Annotated in this window: 17 protein-coding genes, 1 tRNA gene and 1 other RNA gene; 11 read left to right on the top strand and 8 right to left on the bottom strand. The window is 73.4% G+C overall.

The genetic code is table 11. The annotated features are described in order from the left end of the window. Positions 1-135: NTP transferase domain-containing protein (locus E2C06_RS29860; RefSeq protein WP_165982759.1), on the bottom strand; the 135-nt coding region annotated here is incomplete at its 3' end. A gap of 158 nt (positions 136-293) precedes the next feature. Between E2C06_RS29860 and E2C06_RS29865 the strand changes: the two genes are divergently transcribed. Then, a complete protein-coding gene (locus E2C06_RS29865) occupies positions 294-944 on the top strand; it encodes an HAD family hydrolase (protein ID WP_133292231.1) in 651 nt (216 codons plus the stop codon). On the opposite strand, the gene E2C06_RS29870 is transcribed toward E2C06_RS29865, so the two are convergent. Then, entirely contained in the window at positions 915-1,721 is an 807-nt protein-coding gene (locus E2C06_RS29870; protein ID WP_133292232.1) for a DUF3108 domain-containing protein, read from the bottom strand. The genes E2C06_RS29865 and E2C06_RS29870 overlap by 30 nt on opposite strands. 103 nt (positions 1,722-1,824) lie before the next feature. Here E2C06_RS29870 and E2C06_RS29875 point away from each other — a divergent pair. Continuing rightward, positions 1,825-1,899 (top strand) — tRNA-Val (locus E2C06_RS29875). Positions 1,900-1,941: 42 nt separating this feature from the next. Beyond that, the gene (locus E2C06_RS29880; protein ID WP_133292233.1) at positions 1,942-2,550 is read left to right on the top strand and encodes a class I SAM-dependent methyltransferase; all 609 of its coding nucleotides are present in this window, start codon (positions 1,942-1,944) and stop codon (positions 2,548-2,550) included. 1 nt (position 2,551) lies between these two features. Here the strand turns inward: E2C06_RS29880 and E2C06_RS29885 are convergent, their stop codons facing one another. From E2C06_RS29885 to E2C06_RS29900, 4 genes are all read right to left on the bottom strand, one after another. Further along, positions 2,552-3,796: an ABC transporter substrate-binding protein gene (locus E2C06_RS29885; protein WP_133292234.1), complete on the bottom strand. Its 1,245-nt coding sequence runs from the start codon at positions 3,794-3,796 to the stop codon at positions 2,552-2,554. A 104-nt stretch (positions 3,797-3,900) separates the two neighbouring features. Continuing rightward, positions 3,901-4,929 carry a methyltransferase gene (locus E2C06_RS29890; RefSeq protein WP_133292235.1) on the bottom strand — a complete coding sequence of 343 codons (1,029 nt, stop codon included), beginning with the start codon at positions 4,927-4,929 and terminating at the stop codon, positions 3,901-3,903. A gap of 93 nt (positions 4,930-5,022) precedes the next feature. Further along, positions 5,023-5,559 (bottom strand): EF-hand domain-containing protein, encoded by a 537-nt coding sequence (locus E2C06_RS29895; protein WP_165982760.1) that lies wholly within the window; start codon positions 5,557-5,559, stop codon positions 5,023-5,025. Between the two features lie 109 nt (positions 5,560-5,668). After that, on the bottom strand, positions 5,669-7,117 hold the full coding sequence (locus E2C06_RS29900) for a M20 family metallopeptidase (RefSeq protein ID WP_133292237.1): 1,449 nt from the start codon (positions 7,115-7,117) through the stop codon (positions 5,669-5,671). Between the two features lie 583 nt (positions 7,118-7,700). Here E2C06_RS29900 and E2C06_RS29905 point away from each other — a divergent pair. Beyond that, a complete protein-coding gene (locus E2C06_RS29905) occupies positions 7,701-8,258 on the top strand; it encodes a dihydrofolate reductase family protein (protein ID WP_133292238.1) in 558 nt (185 codons plus the stop codon). Between the two features lie 269 nt (positions 8,259-8,527). On the opposite strand, the gene E2C06_RS29910 is transcribed toward E2C06_RS29905, so the two are convergent. Continuing rightward, positions 8,528-11,404: an AsmA family protein gene (locus tag E2C06_RS29910; RefSeq protein WP_133292239.1), complete on the bottom strand. Its 2,877-nt coding sequence runs from the start codon at positions 11,402-11,404 to the stop codon at positions 8,528-8,530. A gap of 40 nt (positions 11,405-11,444) precedes the next feature. Then, positions 11,445-15,095 carry a hydantoinase B/oxoprolinase family protein gene (locus tag E2C06_RS29915; RefSeq protein ID WP_133292240.1) on the bottom strand — a complete coding sequence of 1,217 codons (3,651 nt, stop codon included), beginning with the start codon at positions 15,093-15,095 and terminating at the stop codon, positions 11,445-11,447. Positions 15,096-15,398: 303 nt separating this feature from the next. On the opposite strand from E2C06_RS29915, the gene E2C06_RS29920 reads away from it, so the two are divergent. From E2C06_RS29920 to ftsL, 7 genes are all read left to right on the top strand, one after another. Continuing rightward, positions 15,399-17,381, top strand: coding sequence for a calcium-binding protein (locus E2C06_RS29920; RefSeq protein ID WP_133292241.1), 1,983 nt, complete (start codon positions 15,399-15,401; stop codon positions 17,379-17,381). A 151-nt stretch (positions 17,382-17,532) separates the two neighbouring features. After that, positions 17,533-18,330 carry a TerB family tellurite resistance protein gene (locus tag E2C06_RS29925; RefSeq protein ID WP_133292242.1) on the top strand — a complete coding sequence of 266 codons (798 nt, stop codon included), beginning with the start codon at positions 17,533-17,535 and terminating at the stop codon, positions 18,328-18,330. Between the two features lie 174 nt (positions 18,331-18,504). Beyond that, the gene (locus E2C06_RS29930; protein WP_277751899.1) at positions 18,505-19,185 is read left to right on the top strand and encodes an N-acetylmuramoyl-L-alanine amidase; all 681 of its coding nucleotides are present in this window, start codon (positions 18,505-18,507) and stop codon (positions 19,183-19,185) included. Positions 19,186-19,250: 65 nt separating this feature from the next. Further along, positions 19,251-19,659: RNase P RNA component class A (gene rnpB / locus E2C06_RS29935), an RNA gene on the top strand. Between the two features lie 362 nt (positions 19,660-20,021). Continuing rightward, a complete protein-coding gene (locus E2C06_RS29940; protein WP_133292243.1) occupies positions 20,022-20,459 on the top strand; it encodes a division/cell wall cluster transcriptional repressor MraZ in 438 nt (145 codons plus the stop codon). After that, positions 20,456-21,436 carry a 16S rRNA (cytosine(1402)-N(4))-methyltransferase RsmH gene (gene rsmH / locus E2C06_RS29945; protein ID WP_133292244.1) on the top strand — a complete coding sequence of 327 codons (981 nt, stop codon included), beginning with the start codon at positions 20,456-20,458 and terminating at the stop codon, positions 21,434-21,436. Before E2C06_RS29940 ends, rsmH begins: the two co-directional genes overlap by 4 nt. Then, positions 21,433-21,960, top strand: a 528-nt coding sequence (ftsL, locus tag E2C06_RS29950) for a cell division protein FtsL (RefSeq protein WP_456305196.1), incomplete at its 3' end; no start/stop codon positions are given. The genes rsmH and ftsL, both read left to right, overlap by 4 nt.

Genomic DNA, 21,960 nt, shown 5'->3' on the forward strand with positions numbered 1-21,960 from the left:
GTCGAAAACCTGCTCGCAGGCACTGACCAGATGATTGATCATCGGCCGCCCGGCGACCGGATGCATCGCCTTGGGCAGCGCGCTCCGCATGCGCGTGCCGAGACCGGCGGCGAGGATGATGGCTGCGGCGGGCATGGCATCTCCGACTTCGGGCGCGGCGCGGGAGGATGGACCCGGCGGCGGCAACTTCGCACGCCGGTTGTGACCGGCCTGACCCCCGGAAGGCAAGCGCCACGCCATCCGCGGGCCGCGCCGCGCATTGCAGATTGCGGCGGCGCGGGCTAGGCCGGGCCATGCCCCGCCTCGCCGTCTTTGACCTCGATGGCACGCTGGTCGACAGCGCGCCGGATATCCACGCCGCCCTCGACCGCCTGATGGCGGGCCAGGGCCGGCCCGGCTTCACCCGGCCGGAGGTCACCGCGATGATCGGCGATGGCGTCCGCGTGCTGGTCGAACGGGCCGCCGCGGCGCGCGGGATCCCCTTCTCCGAGCCCCTGCTGGCCGGCTTCACCGCCGACTATACCGCCCGCGCGGCGGAGGCGACGGCGCTCTTCCCCGGCATCGCCGCGGCGCTCGACGGGCTGGCGGCGGATGGCTGGGCGCTCGCGGTCTGCACCAACAAGCCGGCGGCGGCGACCGCGGCGCTGCTCGGGGCGCTCGGCCTGGCCGGCCGCTTCGCCGCGGTCGGCGGCGGCGACAGCTTCCCCGTGCGCAAGCCGGACCCGGGCCACCTGCTCGGCACCATCGCCGAGGCCGGCGGCGACCCGGCCCGGGCGGCGATGATCGGCGACCACCGGAACGACGTGGCCGCGGCCCGGGGCGCCGGGCTGCCCTGCCTCTTCGCCGGCTGGGGCTACGGCAGCCTGGCCATGGCCGAGGGCGCCGCCGCCACCGCCGCCACGCCGGCCGCGCTGCTACCGCTGCTGCGCGACCTCCTGGCCTGAGTGCAGCGGCTCGACCGACTGCAGCACCACGCGGATGGTCCCGAGCCAGCGGCTCGGCACCTCGATCCTGACCGGGATCGCTTGGTGGCCCGGCAAGGGCCGGCCGAGCCAGGCGGTGGCGGGCTGCGGCTTCTTCGCCCATTCCGCCTCCCGGTCGCTGCGCCAGCCGGCCAGCAGCCGGCTCTCGAAGCCGCAGCGCAGCGCCTCCCCGCCGAAGGCGCCCTCCGTTGGCAGCACCTGCATGCCCTCGGTCTGCGCGGTGTAGTCGGCCCGGCGGCGGCCGTCATAGACCGCTGCGGTGGCATCGCACCGGCCGGTCGCCGCCACGGTGCGGGTCAGCTTCGCCAGCGCCGAGAGCGCGTCCATGGTGTCGCGGCGAAGCGTTTCCGGCACCGGCTGGCGGTCCGCCTCGACCGGCGGCTCCAGCACCCCCAGCACGGGCTGCCCCGGGCTCGGCCAGTCCAGCGCCACCGCCCGCTTCGTGCCGCGCCAGATTCCCTCGACCCGGTAGCGGGCGGGAACCGGGTCGGAGCCGCGCCAGGCGCCCTCGGTGCTGGTCACCTGGTCGCCGCGGCCAAGGACATTGATGACGCCGGTGGTGCGGATGCGGGCGCGCAGCCGGTATCGTGGCCCGCTGAGGTCGAACGCCGCCTCGATCTCCATCACCTGGATGCCGGCCGCACGGACCTCGTAGCGGGCGAGCAGCGTCTCGGCGCGCGCCGGCAGCGCGCCGAGGAGGGCAGCGGCGCAGGCGGCGGTCGGGAGCAGCCGGGACATTGGCATGGGGTCGATATGGGCCGCCGCCCGGGCGCAGCAAGCGCGGCGACCCGGCGCTTGACACCTCGGAAGGCTTTCCGTATTTCCCCGCCTCCCGCAGGCCGGGCGCGTAGCTCAGCGGTAGAGCATTCGCTTCACACGCGAAGGGTCACAGGTTCAATCCCTGTCGCGCCCACCATCCTTCCCCCTTCTGAGCAACCCTGCTGGCGAGGGGAAAGCCATGTCCGCAAGCCCAGTGAGCGGCACGGAAGGCTATGCAGCGGAAGCTGCGGCGCTGATCCGGCAATACGAGGCGATTCCTTTCGCGGCGGTGCACCGCGAAGTCCTGCCCCTGCTGCCGGCGGCTCCGGCCCGGGTGCTGGATGTCGGCGCCGGCAGCGGACGCGACGCGGCCGCCGTCGCCGCCCTCGGCCATGCGGTGGTGGCGGTGGAGCCGACCGCCGCCCTGCGCCTGGCGGCGATGGCGCTGCACCCCTCCCCCCGCATCGCCTGGGTCGCGGACAGCCTGCCCGACCTGGCGGGGCTGCCGGCGGGGGACTTCGACCTGGTGATGCTGACCGCGGTCTGGATGCACCTCGATGCCGGACAGAGGCATAGGGCCATGCCGCCGGTGGCGCGGCTGCTGCGGCCTGGCGGGCGGCTGGTGCTGTCGCTGCGGCACGGCCCGGTGCCGGCCGGGCGGCGCATGTTCGAGGTGACGGCCGAGGAGACCATCGCGCTGGCCGCGGCGGCGGGTCTGCGCCTGCTGCTGCGGCTCGATCGCCGGCCGGGCGCGCGGGCCCGGCCGGATGCGTGCTGGACCCGGCTGGGTTTCGAGGCCGCGCCCTGAGTCAAGCCTTGGCCATCGCACAGGCGCCGTCGGCGATCGGCCGGAAGGACTTCTCCGCCGAGGTCTCCGCCAGCACCTTGTAGACATCGCCCGGGCCGCGGCTCTCGGCCGGGGGCTTCACCAGGAAGAGGTAGGTCGGGTGGAGCTTGCGCCCGTCCTTGCGGATGGTGCCGGCGCCGAAGGCGTCGTCGTCGGTCGGCATCGCCTGCATCGCCGCCACCGTCTCCCGGCCCGAGGCCTTGGCCTTCGCTACCCCGATCTTGGCCGCGGCCTTCAGGTAGTGCAGCAGCCCGGCATAGTCGCCGGCGTGGTTGTGGCAGGGGAAGGTGTTCGGCGGCAGCTGGCCCCGCACCCGGTCCATGAAGGCGCGGGTGCGCGGGTTGAGGTCCCAGTAGAAGGTCTCGGTCTGGGTCAGGCCCTGCGCGGTGGGCAGGCCGAGCGCCATGACGCTGTTGATGTAGCCGGTCAGCCCGACGAAGCGCTTGCCGGACTTCATCACGCCGAATTCCTGCGCCTGCTTCACCGCATTGACGAAATCGGTCCCCGCGCCGAGGAAGGCGATGACCTTCGCGCCGCTCGCCTGCGCCTTCAGCAGGAAGGCGGAGAAGTCGGTGGTCTCCGGAAAGGGATAGGCGACGGAGCCGAGCACCTTGCCGCCGGCGCCCTCCACCGAATGCGTGGTGTCGGCCTGCAGCATCTGGCCGAAGGCGTAGTTCGGCGTGATGAAGAACCAGCTGTCGGCGCCGAGCTTCACCAGCGGCTCGCCCGTCGCATGCGACAGGCACCAGGTGTCGTAGCTCCAGTGGATGGCATTGGCGCTGCAGTATTCCGAGGTGAGGGCCGAGGTCGCGGCCGAGGTGTTGATATGTGCCTTGTCCTTGGACTCGATCACCGGCTTCAGCGCGATGGCCAGCGCCGAATTGCTGACGCCGAGCACCATGTCGACATTGTCCCGGTCAAACCATTGCCGGGCTATCCCGAGGCCCACGTCGGACTTGTTCTGGTGGTCGGCGACCAGCAGCTCGACCCCGACATCCGGGTGCTGCGCGGTGAACTCCCGCACCGCCTGGCGGGCGCAGACCACGCTGGTCGGGCCGGCGATGTCGCGGTAGGGCCCGGACATGTCGTGCAGCAGGCCGATCCGCAGCGTCTCCTCCGGCCGGCGGGTCTGGGCGTGCAGGATACGAGTGGCGCCCGCGGTGGTCAGCAGGCTGGCGCCAAGCACGGCGCGGCGGTTCAGGCTCATCGGCGTTTCCTTCCCTCGATCCCGGCGGGCCGATTGGTTCGGCCTCCGCCCGGGCATCGCGCCACTTCACCGCATTCCGGCGCGGCGGGACAGGCCGGAGGCGGCTACTTCAGCCCGATCACCATCGAGTCCGCCCCGGTGAGCGGATGCGCCGCGGCCTCCCGGAAGCCGGCCTGCCGCATCCAGCCGATGCAGTCGGCCGCGGTGAAGTCGAAGCCGCCCGGCGTCTCGATCAGCATGTTGAGGCTCATCAGCAGGCCGAAGGCATTGGCCCGGCGGTTGTCGTCGATCAGCGTCTCGTAGACGATCAGCGCCCCGCCCGGCGGCAGCGCGGCATGCGCCTTGCCGATCAGCAGCAGCTTCCGCTCGAGGTCCCAGTCGTGCAGGACATGGCCCATCACCAGCACGTCGGCGCGGGGCAGCGGGTCGGCGAAGAAGTCGCCGGCATGGAAGGCCAGCCGCCCGGCCAGGCCCTGCGCCGCGGCATGCGCCTCGAACAGCGGGCGCAGCGCCGGCAGGTCGAAGCCGCCGCCGGCCAGGTGCGGATGGACGCGCGCGATCTGCGCGGGCAGCCCGCCCTCGGCGCAGCCGATATCGACGAAGCTGCGGTGCCGCTCCCAGGGGAAGGCGGCGGCCATGGCCCGTGCCGGCGCCAGGCTGAGCGCGGTCATCGCCGCGGCGAAGCCCCGCAGCCGCTCCGGATCGCCATAGAGCGCGCCGAACAGGTCGCGGCCGTGCTTCACCTCGTTCTGCGGCGCGCCGGTGCGCAGCGCCTCGGTCAGCGAGCCCCAGAAAGGGTACAGCCGGGCATTGGCCATCTCCAGCATGCCGCCGAGATAGCCAGGGCTGCCGCGGTCGAGGTAGAGCGCGGTGGCCGGCGTGTTGGCGTAACGCCCCGCCTCCCGCTCCAGCATCCCGAGCGCGACCAGCGCGTCGAGGAAGTCCCGCGCGCCGCGCGCATGCAGGCCGAGGCAGGCGGCGAGCCCCGCGGCATCGCGCGGGCCGCCCCGGGCCAGCTCGGTGAAGAGGCCGAGCTCGACAGCACTCAGCAGCGCCTTCGACCCCCAGAAGGCGAAGCCGAGCTGCATGATGGCGTCGGGTGTCGCCTGATCGCCGGTGGCCGTTGCCGTCATCCATGCCTCTCCCTCCGGCCCAGGCAGGAGCCTGGGCCGGGCGGTCAGCATGGCATCGCGGCGTTCCGCCAGGCCAGTGACGTGTAGGCGCGATCAGGTCGGCGCCGGGCCGCCGCGGTCCCGGTGGCGCTCGCCGCGCGGCGGCGGCGCCGGCAGTTCGTCCTTCGTCACCACGCCGTCGCCGTTGACGTCGAAGGCGCGGAAGCGGGCCTCCGCCATCGGGCGGATCTCCTCCAGCGTCACCACGCCGTCCCGGTTGGCGTCGAGGCCGCGGAACATCATCCCGATCATCTGGGCGTGGCGCGGGCCCATATGGCCGCCATCCGGCCCGGCACGGCCGGGGCGGAGGCGCGCCGCCTCCATCTCCTTCTGGGTCAGGCTGCCGTCCTTGTCCGGGTCGGCAGCGGCGAAGCGCTGCTGGATGAAGACCCAGGCCTCGTCCCAGGTCACCTTGCCGTCCTTGTTGGCATCGACCTGGTTGAACATCGCGCCCGGGCCGCGTTCGGCACGCGGGCCGGCAGCGGGGCCCCCCGGTGCCGGGGCACCGGCCGGGGGAGCGGCTGGCTGCGCCAGGGCCGGCGCGGCGGCCAGCAGCGCGGTGCCGAGCAGCGCCATGCGGAAAGTCTTCATCGGCTGGTCCTCCTGTCCGGGCCCAACGGCCCTTGCGGGAAAGAGATGCGCCGCGCGTGTAACCGCCGCATGACAGCGGCAGCGCATTGCGGTGAGGTTTCGTAACGGCTCATGCCCGATCGCCGCGCCGCCGCAGCGTGCCGCCCTCCCCCGAGGCACGCCCCGGCGTGCCGCCCTCGCCCAGGTCCCACCACAGGCCGGCGAAGGCAAGCATCCCCTGCCGCGCCGGGCCCATCAGCAGGTGCTCGTCCGGGCCGTGCTGCTTGCAGCCGTTGTAGCTGTGCGGCACCCAGACCATCGGCAGGCCGAGCTGGTCGGCGAAGACGTCGCCGGGCAGGCCGCCCGAGCTGTTCGGGATGACCTGCACGCGCGTGTCCAGCGTCCGCTGCATGCTGTCCTGCGCCCAGCGCACCCAGGGGTGGTTCGGCGCCGTGCGCGCCGCGGCCATCCGCACCCCGGCATTCTCGATGGCGATGTCGGCGAAGCCCTGCTCGTCCAGGTGGCGGCGCAGCGATGCCTCGAAGGTCAGCGGGTCGGTGTCGGCGGTGTAGCGGATGTGGCAGGTGGCGCGGGCCGAGGGCGCCACGGCGTTCATCGGGTTCTCCGGCTGGCCGCTGACCATCGCCAGGACGATGAAGCCGTTCCAGCCATAGATCTTCTCGGCCGGGGTCAGGCCGGGCTCGCCCCAGTCCGGGTCGATGGTGGCGGAGGCCGCGCCATCGCCCGCTCCCACCGGGCAGCCGGCGAGCGCGGCGCGCACCTCGGCCGGGACGCCGTTGCGGGGGAGCCAGTCCCGCACCAGGATCCTGCCGCGCGGGTCCATGAGGGCGGACAGCGCGTGGGTCATGCGGATGGCGGGGTCGGTGGTCAGCCCGCCCCAATGGCCGGAATGCACCCCGCCGTCCCGCAGCTTGAGCACCAGGTCGAACTGGAAGATGCCGCGATTGCCAGTCGCGATGGTCGGCAGGCCGGGCTCCACCCGCGGCCCGTCCGAGGCGATCAGCACGTCGGCCGAGAGGGTGTCCTTGTGGAGGTCGGCGAACTCCTGCAGGCCGCGCGACCCCCGCTCCTCCGCCATCTCCAGCAGCAGCTTGACGTTGAAGCCGAGCTTGCCGCCGCGCTCCGCCAGCACCGCCTCCAGGGCGGCCAGGTTGATGGCGTGCTGGCCCTTGTTGTCGGCGGTGCCGCGGCCGTACCAGCGGTCGCCCTCCTCGGTCACCGTCCAGGGCAGCAGGCCGGGGCGCCACTGGTCCTCGAGGCCGCGCACGGTATCGCCGTGGCCGTACAAGAGAACGGTCGGCAGGGCCGGGTCCTCGATCCGCGCCGCGGTCATGATCGGGCCGAAGCCGTCCAGCGGGTTGGGGTGGATGGTGACGGCGAAGCCCATCTCCTCCACCCAGGGGCGGATGGCCTGGTCGAGGTAGCGGTGCAGTTCCGGCGCGAAGGCGGGCTCCTGCGCGGTGGAGGGGATCTCGACCAGCCTGGTCAGCAGGGCCTTGTAGGAGCCGTCGTCGAAGCGGGCGGCGGCGCGGGCGATGGCGCCTTGGCGTGTGGGCATGATGCGTCCCGTAGGGCTGGGGATGGGGCGGGGAGCATGGCGAAGGCCGGGGCGGCGGTCCATGCCGGGGCGGCTTTGCGATTTTCGGACAAACTGCCCCGGGCGTGCCGGGATGCGGCTTTCGGACAAAGCGGCGGGGTCGGGGTCGGGCAGTCGCCCCGGCACGGCGCGGAAGCAGGCGGGGGCTGCGGCGCGTTGGCCGCGGTTCCCGGACAAACCGGCGAGGTGGGACGCGGCGGGAGCGGCGCGGGACAGCCAAGGCGGTGGGGCGGCCCGCAGCGTGCGGGAGGCCTCCTGTGGCATGGCGGGGTCGGCTGGGTGCATCGGCGGGGCTCCCAACAAACCTCGATTTATATGACATTTTTCCTATCGCGTCAAGATCGCCGTTGAACCTGGGGCAGCCTTCGCGGGCGTGCTGGTGGGCCGTTCGGCCCGCGACCCGAAGCGGTGCTTTGCGGCCGTGACCCGATGGGTCCGGTTCGGTCGGACGCGGTAGGGCCGCTTGCGACCCATAGCGGAAGTTGAACATCAACCGCGAGCCACGGCCCTGCGTCTTTTCCGGCGAATGGCATAGGCTCGCCGCATGGGACTGATGACCTTCAGCATAAACGTCACCCTGGACGGCTGCGTCGACCACCAGGAAGGGATCGCTGACGACGAGACGCACGCGTTCTTCACCCGCCTCATGGACGAGGGCGGGGCGATGCTGTGGGGTCGCGTCACCTACGAGATGATGGAGAGCTACTGGCCGGCGGTCGCCCGCGGCGACGTGGAGGCGCCGCCGGCGATACGCGAGTGGGCGGTCAGGCTGGAGGCCAAGCCGAAATACGTGGTGTCGTCGACGCGAAACGATTTTTCGTGGACCAACAGCCACCACATCGCCGGCGACCTGCGCACGGGCGTGCAGAGGCTCAAGGACGCGACGCCGGCGGGCGTGCTCCTCGGCAGCGGCAAACTCGCGACCGAGCTGGACCGGCTGGATCTGATCGACGAGTACCAGCTCCTCGTCCATCCCCGGATCGCTGGCCACGGCCCGACCCTGTACCAGGGCGGGCTGCCCGGTACGCGACGGCTCGAGCTGGTCTCGGCGAAGCCGCTCCGCAACGGCGCGGTTGCCATGCACTACCGGCGCGAACGCTGACCTCGGGCAATCCCTTGCGCACACCTTCGGGGCCTGCGTATTGCGGGAGCGCCGCCTACCACCGGTCGGCTTTGGGCGCCCGTCTCTATGGAAGCGAACAGATGCACCCAAGCGCCGGGCCATCCGCATTGTAGACCTTGGCCGGCTGCCCGTACCGACGGGGTGAGGACAAGTGGAGGGGCCGGGGACGTCCGGTTGCCGCCCTTTGCGGAACCCCGCACCCGGCGCCGGCCCGGGGCCGCGCCGACGCACCCCGTCCTGAACCGCCCCTACCGCTCCGCCCGCCAGCGCAGGAACCCCGCCAGTTCCGGCAGCCGCCGCGGCGCCCCGACCGGCCCGGTCAGCCGCAGCCCGACCTCCGCCGCATCCGCCACCGGCCTCGCCGCCACCCGCAGGTCCAGCGCCCCGCGGCCGAGGTCGATCGCGCCGGTCGCCACCGCCTCGCCGCCGCCCTCGGTGGTCAGCCGCATCCCGTCCAGCACCGCCCGGCCGCCCTCCAGCCCCGCCCTGCCCTCCAGCCGCTCGAAGGCGGTCGCGCCGCCGGCGAGCGCCTGGCGCAGCGCCGCCTCGGCCGCCTTCAGGTCGGCGATGCCGCCGGCCTCCTGCAGCGCCGCCAGGTCGAAGCCGACCAGCACGCCGTCGCGCACCGCCACCGTCGCCTCCCCCGCCAGGGTCGCCAGGATCGCAGCCGTGCTGTGGCCCTCCGCGGCCAGCCGCACCGTGCCCTCCACCCGCCCGGCGCCGAGGTCGAGCGGCAGGTCGAAGAGCGGGCCGGAGATGATGGCATCCGCGAGCGTCGCCTCCAGCGCCAGGCGCGGCGGCGCCGCGGCGCCCTCCACCGCCAGCCTGCCCTTCAGGGTGCCGCCGCCGAGCCGGGCCTGCAGCCCTTCCAGCCGCAGCGTGCCGCCGGCCAGCTTCAACGCGGTGCTGGCGGCATCCAGCACCAGGTCGCCGCCCGCCTCCACCCGGGCCACCTCCAGCGCCAGCTCGGCCTCCAGCGCCGCCAGCCGGTCGAGCCCGAGCGGCCGCGTCCCGCGCAGCGGCAGCACCGGCAGCGGCAGCACGTCGGCGGCGAAGCGGCCGGTCAGCCGCGGCCGGGCGCCGTCCAGCGCGAGGGTCATCTGGCCGCGGCCGCGGAAGCTGCCGGCGACCAGGTCCAGGTGCTCGGCGGTCACCGTGCGGCCCTGGCCGGACAGCGCGGCGATGACGGAGAAGGAGCCGGGGCCGAGCCAGCCCACCACCTCCGGCCCCAGCAGCGGCGCCAGCAGCCGCGGCGCACCGGGATGCCGGAGGGTCAGGGTGCCGCTGCCGCGCCCCTGCAGGGTGTCGAGCGTCGCCCCGGCCTCGGCCCGCAGCGCGCCGAGGTCGCCCTCGCCGCGCAGCGCCAGGGCTTCCGGCGCGCCGCCGCCGGACAGCCGCAGCGCCAGGGGCTGCGCCAGCATCGGGGCCAGCGCGGCCCGGTCGGCCGGCAGCAGCGGCAGCAGCGCGGCGCCGGCGCCGGACAGCTCCAGGATGGCATCGGAGAAGCGCAGCGGCGTGCCGAGCTGCACGGCGCCCGAGGCCGCGGCATCCAGCTCCCCGGTCCGCAGCGCCAGCCGGCGCAGCGTGGCGCGGCCGTTCTCGAGCGCGGCATCGAGCGTGGCGCGCTCGGCGGACAGGTTGCCCCAGACCACCCGCTCGGCCGCGAGGCGGAGGTTGAGCTCGAAGCCGGCCAGCCTGGCATTCAGCGCGGCGGCATCCGGCAGCGGCGGCAGCACCCCGTTCAGGTCGAGCCGGTCGATGCTCAGGCCGAGGCCGAAGGAGGGCCGCGGCGACCCGCCCGCGCCGCCCGGCCCGCCCCCTTGGCGCCAGACGCCGTTGCCGGTCAGGCGGGCGCCGTCGAGCGTGGCGACGAGGTCGGAGAAGGCCGCCTCGTTGCCTTCCAGCGCCAGCTTGAAGCGGCCCTCCGCGGTCTGCAGCCGGGCAGGATCGGTGCCGGCGAGGTTCAGGCCGAGCGCCGCCAGCGTCTCCCGCAGCGTCTTCGTCGCCACGTGCACCGCGAGTTCCATGCGCGGCCCGGCGGTGGCGCCGGCGACCTCGATGCCGGTGTCGCCCGGCAGCAGGGCCGAGACGTCGGACAGCGAGAGGCGGTCGCCTTCGAGGAAGAAGCCGCCGCGCAGCCGCCGCAGCGGCAGGCCGGCGAAGCCGGTCGCTTCGGCCGAGAGGTCGATGCTGACCGGCACCGCCTGGGGCAGCGCATAGCCGCGCGACTGCCGGAGCGCCGCGACCCAGGCATCGAGGTCGAGCCGCCCGGCATTCAGCGCGATGTCGAGCCGCGCGTCGGGCGCCAGGCGGAAGGTGGCGGCGCCGCGGGCGGGCTGGGCGTTGAGCTCGAAGGCGAGGTCCCCGGCGGCGATCAGGTCGGCCGCGGCGGTCAGGCGGCCGGTGGCGCGCCAGGGGCCGGAGGGCGCCGGCAGCAGGGCCGCGAGGTCGTTGCCGCCGGCCTCCATGCGGCCCTCGAAGCCGCCCTCGGCGGCCAGCGCGCCGCGGGCCGAGAGGGTCGAGCCGACGCCGGCGAGGCTGAACTCGAGCGGGGCGACGCCGTCGAAGCCGGCGCGGCCGAGCTGCAGGGTGAAGCGGGCGGCATAGCCGCGCCAGGCGAGGCTGCCCTCGGCCACCACCGCCTCGGTCGCGCCGCCGGTCTGCAGCCGGGCATTCACCGCCTCGGCCTGCAGGCCGCCGATGCGGAGCCGGCTGTCCTCCAGCCTCGCGTCGAGCGGGCCGAGCCAGGGCGGGGCGCGGAAGCCGGGCAGCGCCACCGGCGGCCAGGGCAGCGCGACGTCGCCGCCGACCAGGGCGAGCTCGCGCGGCTCCAGCCGCCCGGTCAGCAGGGCGCCGAGGTCGAGCCGGAGGCGGAGGCCGCGGGCGGTGATGCTGATGCCGTCGGCGGCGGGCCCGACCGAGACCTGCTGCGCCTCGATCCGCGGCTGCGGCAGCAGGACCAGGGTGATCGGCCCGTCGAGCTGGACCGGGCGGCCGAGCCGGGCGGTGGCGAGCTCGGCGAGCTGTGGCCGCCAGGATTCCCAGTCGAGCAGCCGCGGCACGAGCCAGAGCGCACCGGCAAGCACGAGGAGCAGCCCGGCGGCGGCCAGCCCGGCGCGGCGCATCGCGCGCGGGCCGCGGCCGGCCCCGACCGGAGGCGAGGCGTCAGCCAGGGGAACCCCAGCCGCCGCCGCCGGGCGTCTCGAGCACCAGGACATCGCCGGCCGCGAGCTCGGCGCTGCCGGTATTGCCGGGGATCGGGGTGATGCCGCCAACGGCGCGCTCCACCCATTGGCGGCCGGGGGCGCCGTCGGCGCCGCCCATCAGGCCATGCGGGGCGACGTTGCGGCGGGAGGCGACGACGACCGCCTGCATCGGCCTGAGGAAGCGGATGCGCCGCCGCGCCCCGTCGCCGCCGCGCCACTGCCCCGCGCCGCCCGAGCCGCGGCGGATGGAGAATTCCTCGAGGCGGACGGGGTAGCGCAGCTCCAGGATCTCCGGGTCGGTCATGCGGGTATTGGTCATGTGGGTCTGCACCGGCCCCCAGCCGTCGAAGCCGGGCCCGGCGCCGACGCCGCCGCAGACGGTTTCGTAATATTGGTATATCGCATCGCCGAACAGCAGGTTGTTCATCGTTGCCTGAGCCGAGGCGCAGGCGCCGAGGGCGGCGAGCAGGGCGTTGCAGGTGACCTGGCTGACCTCGGTATTGCCGGCGACCACCGCGGCGCCGGGCAAGGGGCTCAGGAAGGTGCCCGCCGGCACCACGGTCTCGAGCGGCTTGAGGCAGCCGTCGTTGAGCGGGATCTCCTCCCCCACCAGGGCGCGGAAGCAGTAGAGCACCACGGCGCGGCAGACCGCGGCGGGGGCGTTGAAATTGGTCGGGCGCTGGGCCCCCGTCCCGGTGAAGTCGATGGTGGCGCGGCGCCCGGCGCGGTCGACGCGGACCGCGACCTTCAGCGGCGTGCCGTCGTCGAGCGTCGTCTCGAAGGCGCCGTCCTGCAGCCGGTCGAGGACGCGGCGGACGCTCTCCTCGGCATTGTCCATGACGTGCCGCATATAGGCGCGGACGGTGCCGAGGCCGTAGTCGCGCACCGCGCGCTGCAGCTCCTGCACGCCCTTCTCGTTCGCCGCGACCTGCGCCTTGATGTCGGCGAGGTTCACGTCCGGGCTGCGCGCCGGGTACTTCGCCGCGGCCAGCAGGGCGCGGAACTCGGCCTCGCGCAGGTGGCCCTGTTCCACCAGCAGGAAGTTGTCGATGACGACCCCTTCCTCCTCCAGCGTGCGGGAGACGGGGGGCGTCGAGCCCGGGGTCAGGCCACCGATATCGGCGTGGTGGCCGCGGCTGCCGAGGAAGAACAGGATCTCCTTGCCCGCGGCATCGAAGACCGGCGTGATGACGGTCACGTCCGGCAGGTGGGTGCCGCCGTTGTAGGGATTGTTCAGGGCCACGACGTCGCCCGGCCGCAGGGTCGCGCCCCGCTCGCGGATCACCGTCCGGACGCTCTCGCCCATGGCGCCGAGATGCACCGGGACATGCGGAGCGTTGGCCACCAGTGCGCCGGTTGCGTCGAAGATGGCGCAGGAGAAGTCCAGCCGCTCCTTGATGTTCACCGAGAGGCTAGTGTTCTGCAGCACCGCGCCGGTCTGCTCGGCGATCGACATGAAGAGGTTGTTGAACAGCTCCAGCATCACCGGATCGGGGCGCCCCGTCGCCTCCACCCGCGTCGCCGCGCGCGGGGTGGTGCGGCGGAGGACGAGGTGGTTCAGCGGCGTCACCTCGGCGGTCCAGCCGGGCTCGACCACGGTGGTGGCATTGGCCTCGCGGATCAGCGCCGGGCCGGAAAGGCGGTCGCCGGCCAGCAGGGCCTCGCGGTCGAAGACCGGGGCGTCCTGGGCGATGCCCGCGGCGAAGAGCCCGACGGTGTCGATCGGCGCCGGTGCCTGGCCCGCGGGGCGGGCGGCGAGCCGCGCCTCCTCCACCGCCTCGCCGGCCGCCGTCACCTCGGCGATGCAGGCCTCGACCACCACCTCGCGCTCCGGCGTGGCGAAGCCGAAGCGCTGGCGATGCGCGGCGGTGAAGGCTTCCAGCACCTCGGCATGGTCGCCGAAGGGCACGGGCAGGAAGCTGTCGGTGCCGGCATAGCGCAGGTGCAGCCGGCGGGCGGCGCCGATGCGGGCTTCCGGCGCGCCCTGCCTCAGCAGCTCGGCGCGGCCCTCCCCGGCCAGGGCGTCGAGGCGGGCGGCGAGGCCCTCGATCGACTCCGCGGTGAAGGGCGCCTCGACCGCGCCCTCGCGGATCACGGTCTGGTCGGCGAGGCCCATGCCATAGGCGCTCAGCACCCCGGCGAAGGGATGGATGAAGACAGTTTCCATGCCGAGCTCGTCCGCCACCAGGCAGGCATGCTGGCCGCCGGCGCCGCCGAAGCACTGCAGGGCGTGGCGGGTGACGTCGTGGCCCTTCTGGATGGAGACCTGCTTGATGGCATTCGCCATGTTGGCGACGGCGACGCGGAGGAATCCCTCCGCCACCGCGCGCGGGTCCCCTGGCGGCGTGCCGGTCGCGGCCGCGATGTCGGCGGCGAGCGCCGCGAACTTCGCCCGCACCACCTCGGCGTCGAGCGGCGCGTCGCCATCCCGGCCGAACAGGGGCGGGAAATGCCTCGGCTGGATCTTGCCGACCATGACGTTCGCATCGGTCACGGTCAGCGGCCCGCCGCGGCGGTAGCAGGCGGGGCCCGGCACCGCGCCGGCGCTGTCCGGGCCGACGCGGTAGCGCGCCCCGTCGAAATGCAGGATCGAGCCGCCGCCGGCGGCGACGGTGTTGATCGCCATCATCGGCGCCCGCATCCGCACGCCGGCGACCAGCGTCTCGAAGGCCCGCTCGAACTCGCCGGCATAGAGCGCGACATCGGTGCTGGTGCCGCCCATGTCGAAGCCGATGATCTTCCCGAAGCCGGCCATCGCCGCGGTGCGCGCGGCGCCGACGATGCCGCCGGCCGGGCCGGAGAGGATGGCGTCCTTGCCCTGGAAGGACCCGGCCTCGGCCAGGCCGCCGTTCGACTGCATGAAATAGAGCCGCACGGGCGGCGTCCCGTCCGTCGCGGGCGCGGGATTCAGCTCGCCCGCCACCTGCCCGACGTAGCGGCGCAGGATCGGCGAGAGATAGGCGTCCACCACCGTGGTGTCGCCGCGCGGCACGATGCGCGGCAGCGGGCTGGCCTGGTGGGAGAGCGAGACCTGCGGGAAGCCGACCTCCCGCGCGATCGCGCCGAGCCGCAGCTCATGGCCGGGATGCGCCCAGGCATGCATCAGCGCGACGGCGACGGCGCGGATGCCGTCGGCGAAGGCGGCGCCGAGCGCGGCGCGGGCGGCCGCCTCGTCCAGCGGCTCGATCTCCGCGCCGTCCACCGCGACGCGGCCGCCGATCTCGGCGACGCGCTCGTGCAGCAGGTCGGGCAGGCGGACCTCAAGGTCGAAGAGCCGCGGCCGGGCCTGGTTGCCGATCCGCAGCAGGTCGGCAAAGCCGCGGTTGACCAGCAGCAGCACGCGCTCGCCGCGACGCTCGAGCAGGGCATTGGTGGCGACGGTGGTGCCCATCTTCACCGCCTCGATCGTGCCGGCCGGGATCGGGGCGCCAGGGGCCAGGTCCCCCGCCTTGGACAGTATCTGGCGGATGCCGGCGACGGCGGCGTCGCGGTAGCGCTCGGGGTTCTCGCTCAGCAGCTTGGCGGTGGTCAGCCGCCCCGCGGGGTCGCGCGCGACAATGTCGGTGAAGGTGCCGCCACGGTCGATCCAGAACTGCCACGAGCCCGCCATCACCCACCCTCCCCCTGGCGGTCCGGCGCCACGGCCGGACCGTGATGGCAATCCGGGCGCGGCGAGGCAAGGCCCGGCCCGAGCGGTCGCCCCGCGGGGCGCTCCGGGGCCGCGGCGGCGCCGCCGGCCGGCCGGCGGCGCCGCACGGATTCGGGGCGGCGCCCACACGGCGTTTCCGATGTCAAGCATATCAAACAGTTACGACTATAAAATATATGCTATTCGCGGCCATTCCTCGCGATAGCTACTGAGGGGTTCATAGACTCACAATTCTGCAACCTGTGATTAGTTTGGACATCGAACATGGCCACCTGGACCGGGACCGACAACGCGGACTACTTCGACATCGCCGCCCGTTACGGCATAGGCGTCGCAGCCTTCGCCGATGCCGGCGCAGGCAATGACCGGGTCACCGGCGGCACCGGGAACGACACTGTGTATGGCGGCGCCGGCAACGACCAGCTGGTCGGCAATGCTGGCAACGACCTGCTCGATGGCGGCGAGGGCAACGACACGCTCTCCGGCGGCGCCGGCGCCGACGCCCTGCTCGGCGGTGGCGGCAACGACACGCTCGACGGCGGCGCCGACGGCGACATCCTCATGGGCGCCGACGGCGACGACCTGCTCCAGGGCGGCGACGGCGATGACTGGCTCGAGGGCGCCGTCGGCTGCGACACCGTCCTTGCCGGTGCCGGCAACGACACCGTGAAGCAGACGGTGGCGGCGATGCCGGCCAGCGGCCTCGACGCGCTGGACGGCGGCAGCGGCATCGACACCCTGCACATTGCACTCACCTCGGCGCAGTGGCACGATGCGGGGATCCAGGCCGACATCGCCGGGCTCAGCGCCAGTTTCGCCAGCCCGCTCGGCCAGACCCAGGCCTATACCGCGGCCAGCCTCAGGCTTTCAGCGGTCGCCTTCGAGAAGCTGATGGTGTCGGTCGACGGCAACTACGCCCCGGCCGAGATTGGCCTCGGGGCCTCGACCATCGCCGAGAATGTCGTGGCCGGCACCATCGGCGCCCTGACCACCACCGACATGACGGCCGGCGACACCTTCACCTATGCCGTCGACGACGCCCGCTTCGAGGTGGTCGGCGGCACGCTCGCCTTGAAGGCCGGCCTGTGGCTGAACCAGGAGGAGGCCGGCGCCATCGCGCTCCACGTCACCTCGACCGACAGCAGCGGCCGCAGCATCACCCGTGCCTTCACCGTGAACGTCACCGACGTCAACGAGGCGCCGGTCGTCACCTCGGCCGGCACGGCGAGCTTCGCCGAGAACGGCACCGGCACGGTCTACACCGCCACCGCCTCGGACGTGGATGCCGGCACCACCCTCAGCTACGCGCTGGGCGGCACCGATGCCGGGCTGTTCAACATCAACGGCACCACCGGCGCGGTCACCTTCAAGGCCGCCCCGAACTTCGAGGCCCCGGCCGATGCCGGCGGGAACAACGTCTACGACATCAACGTCGTCGCCTCGGACGGCACGCTGACCGGCAGCAAGGCGCTGGCGATCACCGTCACCAACGTGAACGAGGCGCCGCCCTCGGTCGCCCTGACCGGCGGCAGCCTCCGCGAGAACCTGGACGTGGGCACCGTGGTGGGCACGCTCTCGGCAGCCGATCCTGACGGCGACGCGGTGAGCTTCCAGGTGACCGGGGCGACGGCGAGCCTGTTCGAGGTGGTGGGCAACCAGCTCCTGACCAAGGTATCGCTGGACTACGAGACGGCCACGCAGCACGTCGTCGGCCTGCGGGCGACGGACAGCCACGGCGCCGTCTTCGACACCACGGTGCAGGTGACCGTCACCGACGAGGTCTCGAGGCTCGTGAGCTACACCCGGTCCGCGACCCAGACCACGGCGGGGCAGGACTTCACCTTCAACCTGACCGGCCTGCTGCCGTCGGACGGCCAGGCCGGCACGCTGACCGTGGTGGCCAAGGGCGACCTCGACTCGAACGGGATCATCCTCAACCTCCTCCTGACCAATCCCGAGACCGTCACCCTCGGCTTCGCCGGGCAGACTCAGGTGCTGGACATCCGGAACGCCGACAGCGTGGTGGACGCGAACGGGTTGATCCTGAGCGTGACCAATCTCCTGGCCGGCGTCGGCAGCGAGCAGGTCACGCTCACCAAGGCCTATGCGATCGCGGGGAGCACCCTGCAGGCGGAGACGGCGGACGGCGCGCTCGGCGTGACGGCGGACCTGAGCGGCACGGTGAACGCGAACATCGACAGCCGGGACGGCGTGGCCGTGACGCTCAGCTACTACGCCCTGGTCTGAGAGGCGGGCCGGGGAAGTCCCGCGGCGGGCCCGGCGCCCGCCGAGGGCACCCTCCCCCGGCGAGGCCTGCCCGTGGGGCGGCGGTGTCCTGCCCTCCCGCCGCCCCCGCCTGGCGTGTTAAGCCTGTCGCCTTCGGGCATGGGGATGGGCATTGAGCCTCTGGGGCAAGATCATCGGCGGGGTGGCGGGGTTCGTGACCGGCGGGCCGCTCGGCGCGGTCATGGGCGCGGCGCTCGGCCATGCGGCGGATGCGGGCGGCGGGCGCGGCATGGCCGGGATGTTCGGCCGCCCCTCGGTGCGGGAAGCCGCCGACATCGCCGCCATGCTGGGCTCGAAGGAGCAGCTCTTCGCCATCTCGGTCGTGGTGCTGGCAGCGAAGCTTGCCAAGTGCGACGGGCCGGTGAAGCGGCCGGAGATCGACACCTTCAAGCGGCTGTTCCGCATCCCGCCGGAAAGCCTGCGCGAGGTCGGCCAGCTCTTCGACCAGGCGCGCGACTCGGCGGACGACTACCGCCCCTTCGCCAGGCGGCTGGGCGAGGCCTTCCAGGACAACAAGGGGATGCTGGAGGACGTGCTGGCGGCGCTGTTCCAGATCGCCCGCGCGGATGGCCCGCTGACCAAGTCCGAGGTCGCCTTCCTGCAGCAGGTGCAGCTCGGCTTCGGCCTCGATGCCCCGGCCTGGGAAAGGGCGCGGGACGGCCGGACGCAGCAGCAATCCTCCTCGACGGCGGCGGCGCAGACCGGGCCGGACCCTTATGCGGTGCTCGGCGTCGGCCGCGATGCCAGCGACGACGCGGTGCGCCAAGCCTGGCGGCAGCTGATGCGGGAGAACCACCCGGACAGCCTGGCGGCGCGCGGGGTGCCGCCGGAATTCGTCAAGCGCGCGACCGACAAGGTGGCCGAGATCAACGCCGCCTGGGATCGCGTCAAGCGCGAGCGCAAGCTGTGACGTGCGCCCGCGCGATCCCAGGCCTCGAGGCAGCACCGTCCGCCGAGGCGGACGGCGGGGACCGCGCCAAGCGCGAGCGCAAGCTGTGACGTGCGCCCGCGTGATCCCAGGCCCCGGGGCAGCACCGTCCGCCGAGGCGGACGGCGAGGTCCGCGCCAAGCGCGAGCGCAGGCCGTGACCCTCAGCATCCGGGACACCCCGAGCCCGAACCACGACGGCCGCCCGCCCGGCACGCCGGTCGACATGCTGGTGCTGCACTATACCGGCATGCGGACGGGGGCGGCGGCGCTCGCCCGGCTGCGCGACCCGGAGGCCCGGGTTTCCTCCCACTACCTGGTGGAGGAGGACGGCACGGTCTTCCGGCTGGTGCCGGAGGACCGCCGCGCCTGGCATGCCGGCCTGTCCCATTGGCGCGGCGCCGAGGGGCTGAACGGCCGCAGCATCGGGATCGAAATCGTCAACCCCGGCCACGAATGGGGCTACCGTCCCTTCCCCGCGCTGCAGATGGCCGCGGTCTGCGACCTCTGCCTCGGGATCCTGGGTCGCCATCCGATTCCCGCCATCAACGTCGTCGCCCACAGCGACATCGCGCCGGACCGCAAGCAGGACCCGGGCGAGTTCTTCGACTGGCAGGGGCTGGCGGCCAATGGGGTCGGGCTCTGGCCCGGGGAGGGCGCCGCGCCGGGCGGCGAGCCGGCGGCGCTGCTGGCGGCGATCGGCTACCGGATGGACCTGCCGCTCGACCTGCTGCTCGCCGCCTTCCAGCGGCATTGGCGGCCGGAGCGGGTGGATGGCCTGGCGGATGCCGGGACGCTCGCCCGACTCGCCGCCGTCGCGGCGCTGATCGGGGCGTAATGGCGCGATCGGCGGCCACTGCGCCGTTGACGCGGCGCCCCTGCCCTGCGCATGACACCGCCGCGTCAGGTGGCCAGACGACCGCTGGTCCCCGCTGCGAGGCGGGGCTGGAGGAAAGTCCGGGCTCCACGGGAAAACGGTGCCGGCTAACGGCCGGCGAGGGCGACCTCAGGGACAGTGCCACAGAGAGCAGACCGCCCGCGCACCGCAAGGTCCGCGGGTAAGGGTGAAAGGGTGCGGCAAGAGCGCACCGCGCCCCCGGCAACGGGGGCGGCATGGTAAACCCCACCGGGAGCAAGGCCGAATAGGGGTGGTCGGCGGCGTTCCTTCGGGAGCGTGACGCGAGGGCCTTCCCGCCCCACCACCCGGGTTGGCCGCGTGAGGTACGCCGCGAGGCGTGCCCCAGAGGAATGGTCGTCACATCCCCGGCTTGCCGGGGGTGGACAGAACCCGGCTTACCGGCCACCTGGCGCACTTTTTCCACAGAACTGTCCACATAGTTGCCGCGGCATATTCAAGCCGCTCAAAGAACAATGTGGCAACTCAACACCTATACCATTGACAATCTCCCGTTTCCTAATGTGGTCCCGAGTCTTCAAGCTAAACCTCTAAGAATCTGTGTGTTCGCCAAGAAAGCTTAGTGGCCCGCAACGGCATTCTCCCTTGTCGTCCCAGGCTGTGGCGTGCTATCCCATGGCATCCCGCGAAGGACCCAGACGCTCGGGGGGGCGAGTGGTCCGGAGGGGGATGGTCGGGCGAGCCGGCGGGGTCGGGGGGCCTCGCCGGCCGCTGATCCGGCTGGGGCGCCGTTGGCCCGGGGGGGCGGTCACTGGGCGATGTCCGGATTTGCGGGGACAGTTGGCGGGACGTTTGACGCGAAGAAGGGTCGCATCTCGGTGCCGGCCGCCTTCCGCGCCACGCTGGTCCGCATGGGCGCGGAAGAGATCGTCCTGCGCGCCTCCCGCCACGCCCCCTGCATCGAGGTTTGGCCGGAGCCCGCCTATACGGCCGAGGTCCAGCGCCGCGTCGAAGGCCTCAGCCAGCTCTCCGCCGAATACCAGACGATCATGCGCAAGCTGGTCTCGCGGATCCATACGCTGCGCCCGGATGCCGAGGGCCGCATCGTGATGCCGAAGGAACTCGCCGAGAAGGCCGGGCTCGACGGCGACATCCAGTTCTCCGGCCTCGGCGCCTTCTTCCAGATCTGGTCCGCCGCCCGGCTCGCCGAGGAGGAGGCCCGGCTCGAGGCCGAGGACGAGGGCGGCGACGTATGAGCGAGTCCCCGCCCGTCCCGCAGGACCACATCCCCCAGGGCCACATCCCGGTGCTGCTGGCCGAGGTGCTGGCGACCCTCGCGCCGCGCGACGGCGCGACCTATTGCGACGGCACCTTCGGCGGCGGCGGCTATGCCGGCGCGATCCTCGCGGCCGCCGCGTGCACGCTCTACGCCATCGACCGCGACCCCGACGCGATCGCCCGCGGCGCCGCGCTGGCCGCACGTTTCCCCGGGCGGCTTCACTTACTGGAAGGGCGTTTCGGCGAGATGCTCGACCTGCTCGCGGCGAAGGGCGTCACGGCGCTCGACGGCGTCGTGCTCGATCTCGGCGTCTCCTCCTTTCAGATCGACGAGGCGGAGCGCGGCTTCTCCTTCCGCAGCGACGGGCCGCTTGACATGCGCATGGAGAAGGCCGGCAAGTCGGCCGCGGACCTCGTGAATACATTGGACGATTCGGAATTGGCCGACATCCTCTACACCCTTGGCGAGGAGCGCCACTCGCGCCGCATCGCGCGCGCCATCGTCGCGGCGCGCGCCGCGGCGCCGATCACCACCACCGGCCGGCTCGCCTCCATCATCCGCAGCGTCACCCCGCGCGACCCCTCGGGCATGGACCGCGCGACGCGCAGCTTCCAGGCGCTGCGCCTCGCGGTGAACGACGAGCTGGGCGAGGTCGAGCGCGGCCTCGACGCCGCGGCGCGGCTGCTCGCGCCGGGCGGCCGGCTGGTCGTCGTCGCCTTCCACTCGCTCGAGGACCGGATCGTCAAGCGCTTCATGGCCGGCCGCGCGGGACGCGCCGGCGGCGCCTCCCGCCACGATCCCGGCGCCCTGATCTCCAGGGGCCCGGCCGCCGAATTCCGTCTGCTCACGCCGCGGGCGCTCCGCCCGGGCGAGGGCGAGACCGACGCCAATCCGCGCGCCCGCAGCAGCAGGCTGCGCGCCATCGAACGCCTCGAGACCCGGGACGCCGCATGATCTTCCGTCCGCTCAGCCTCTGCACCTTCCTGGCCGCCGCCCTGGCCGGCCTGCACCTGTACCAGAGCAAGCACGAGGTCGCCCTGCTTGACCGCGAGCTGCGCGGCATCGCCCGGCAGATCGACGAGGCGAACGACCGCAGCCAGGCGCTGCAGGCCGAATGGGCCTGGCTGAACGAGCCGGAGCGGCTGCGCGGCGTGGCCCAGCGGCACCTGCAGCTCGAGCCCATGCAGCCGACCCAATTCCTCCGGCTGAACGAGGCCGAGCGGCGGCTGCCGCAGGTCGCCGCCTATGACGGCCCGAAGGCGCTCTTCGCCGAACGCCTGCCGGTGGCGCCGGACGGCGCCGTGGCACTCGCGCTGCTGCCGCGGGTGCCATCGCTGGTGCAGGAGGCGTATAGGGTTCTGCCGCCCGCCGCGCCGGCGCCGGTCGCCGCGCCGGCCGCCCCCGAGGTCGTCGCCCCTGCCCCCGTGCAGCTGCCCCTGGCCGAGGCCCTGCCGACGCCGCCCGAGCCGCCTGCGCCG

The organism is Dankookia rubra (assembly GCF_004355005.1).
Lineage (GTDB): Bacteria > Pseudomonadota > Alphaproteobacteria > Acetobacterales > Acetobacteraceae > Paracraurococcus > Paracraurococcus ruber_A.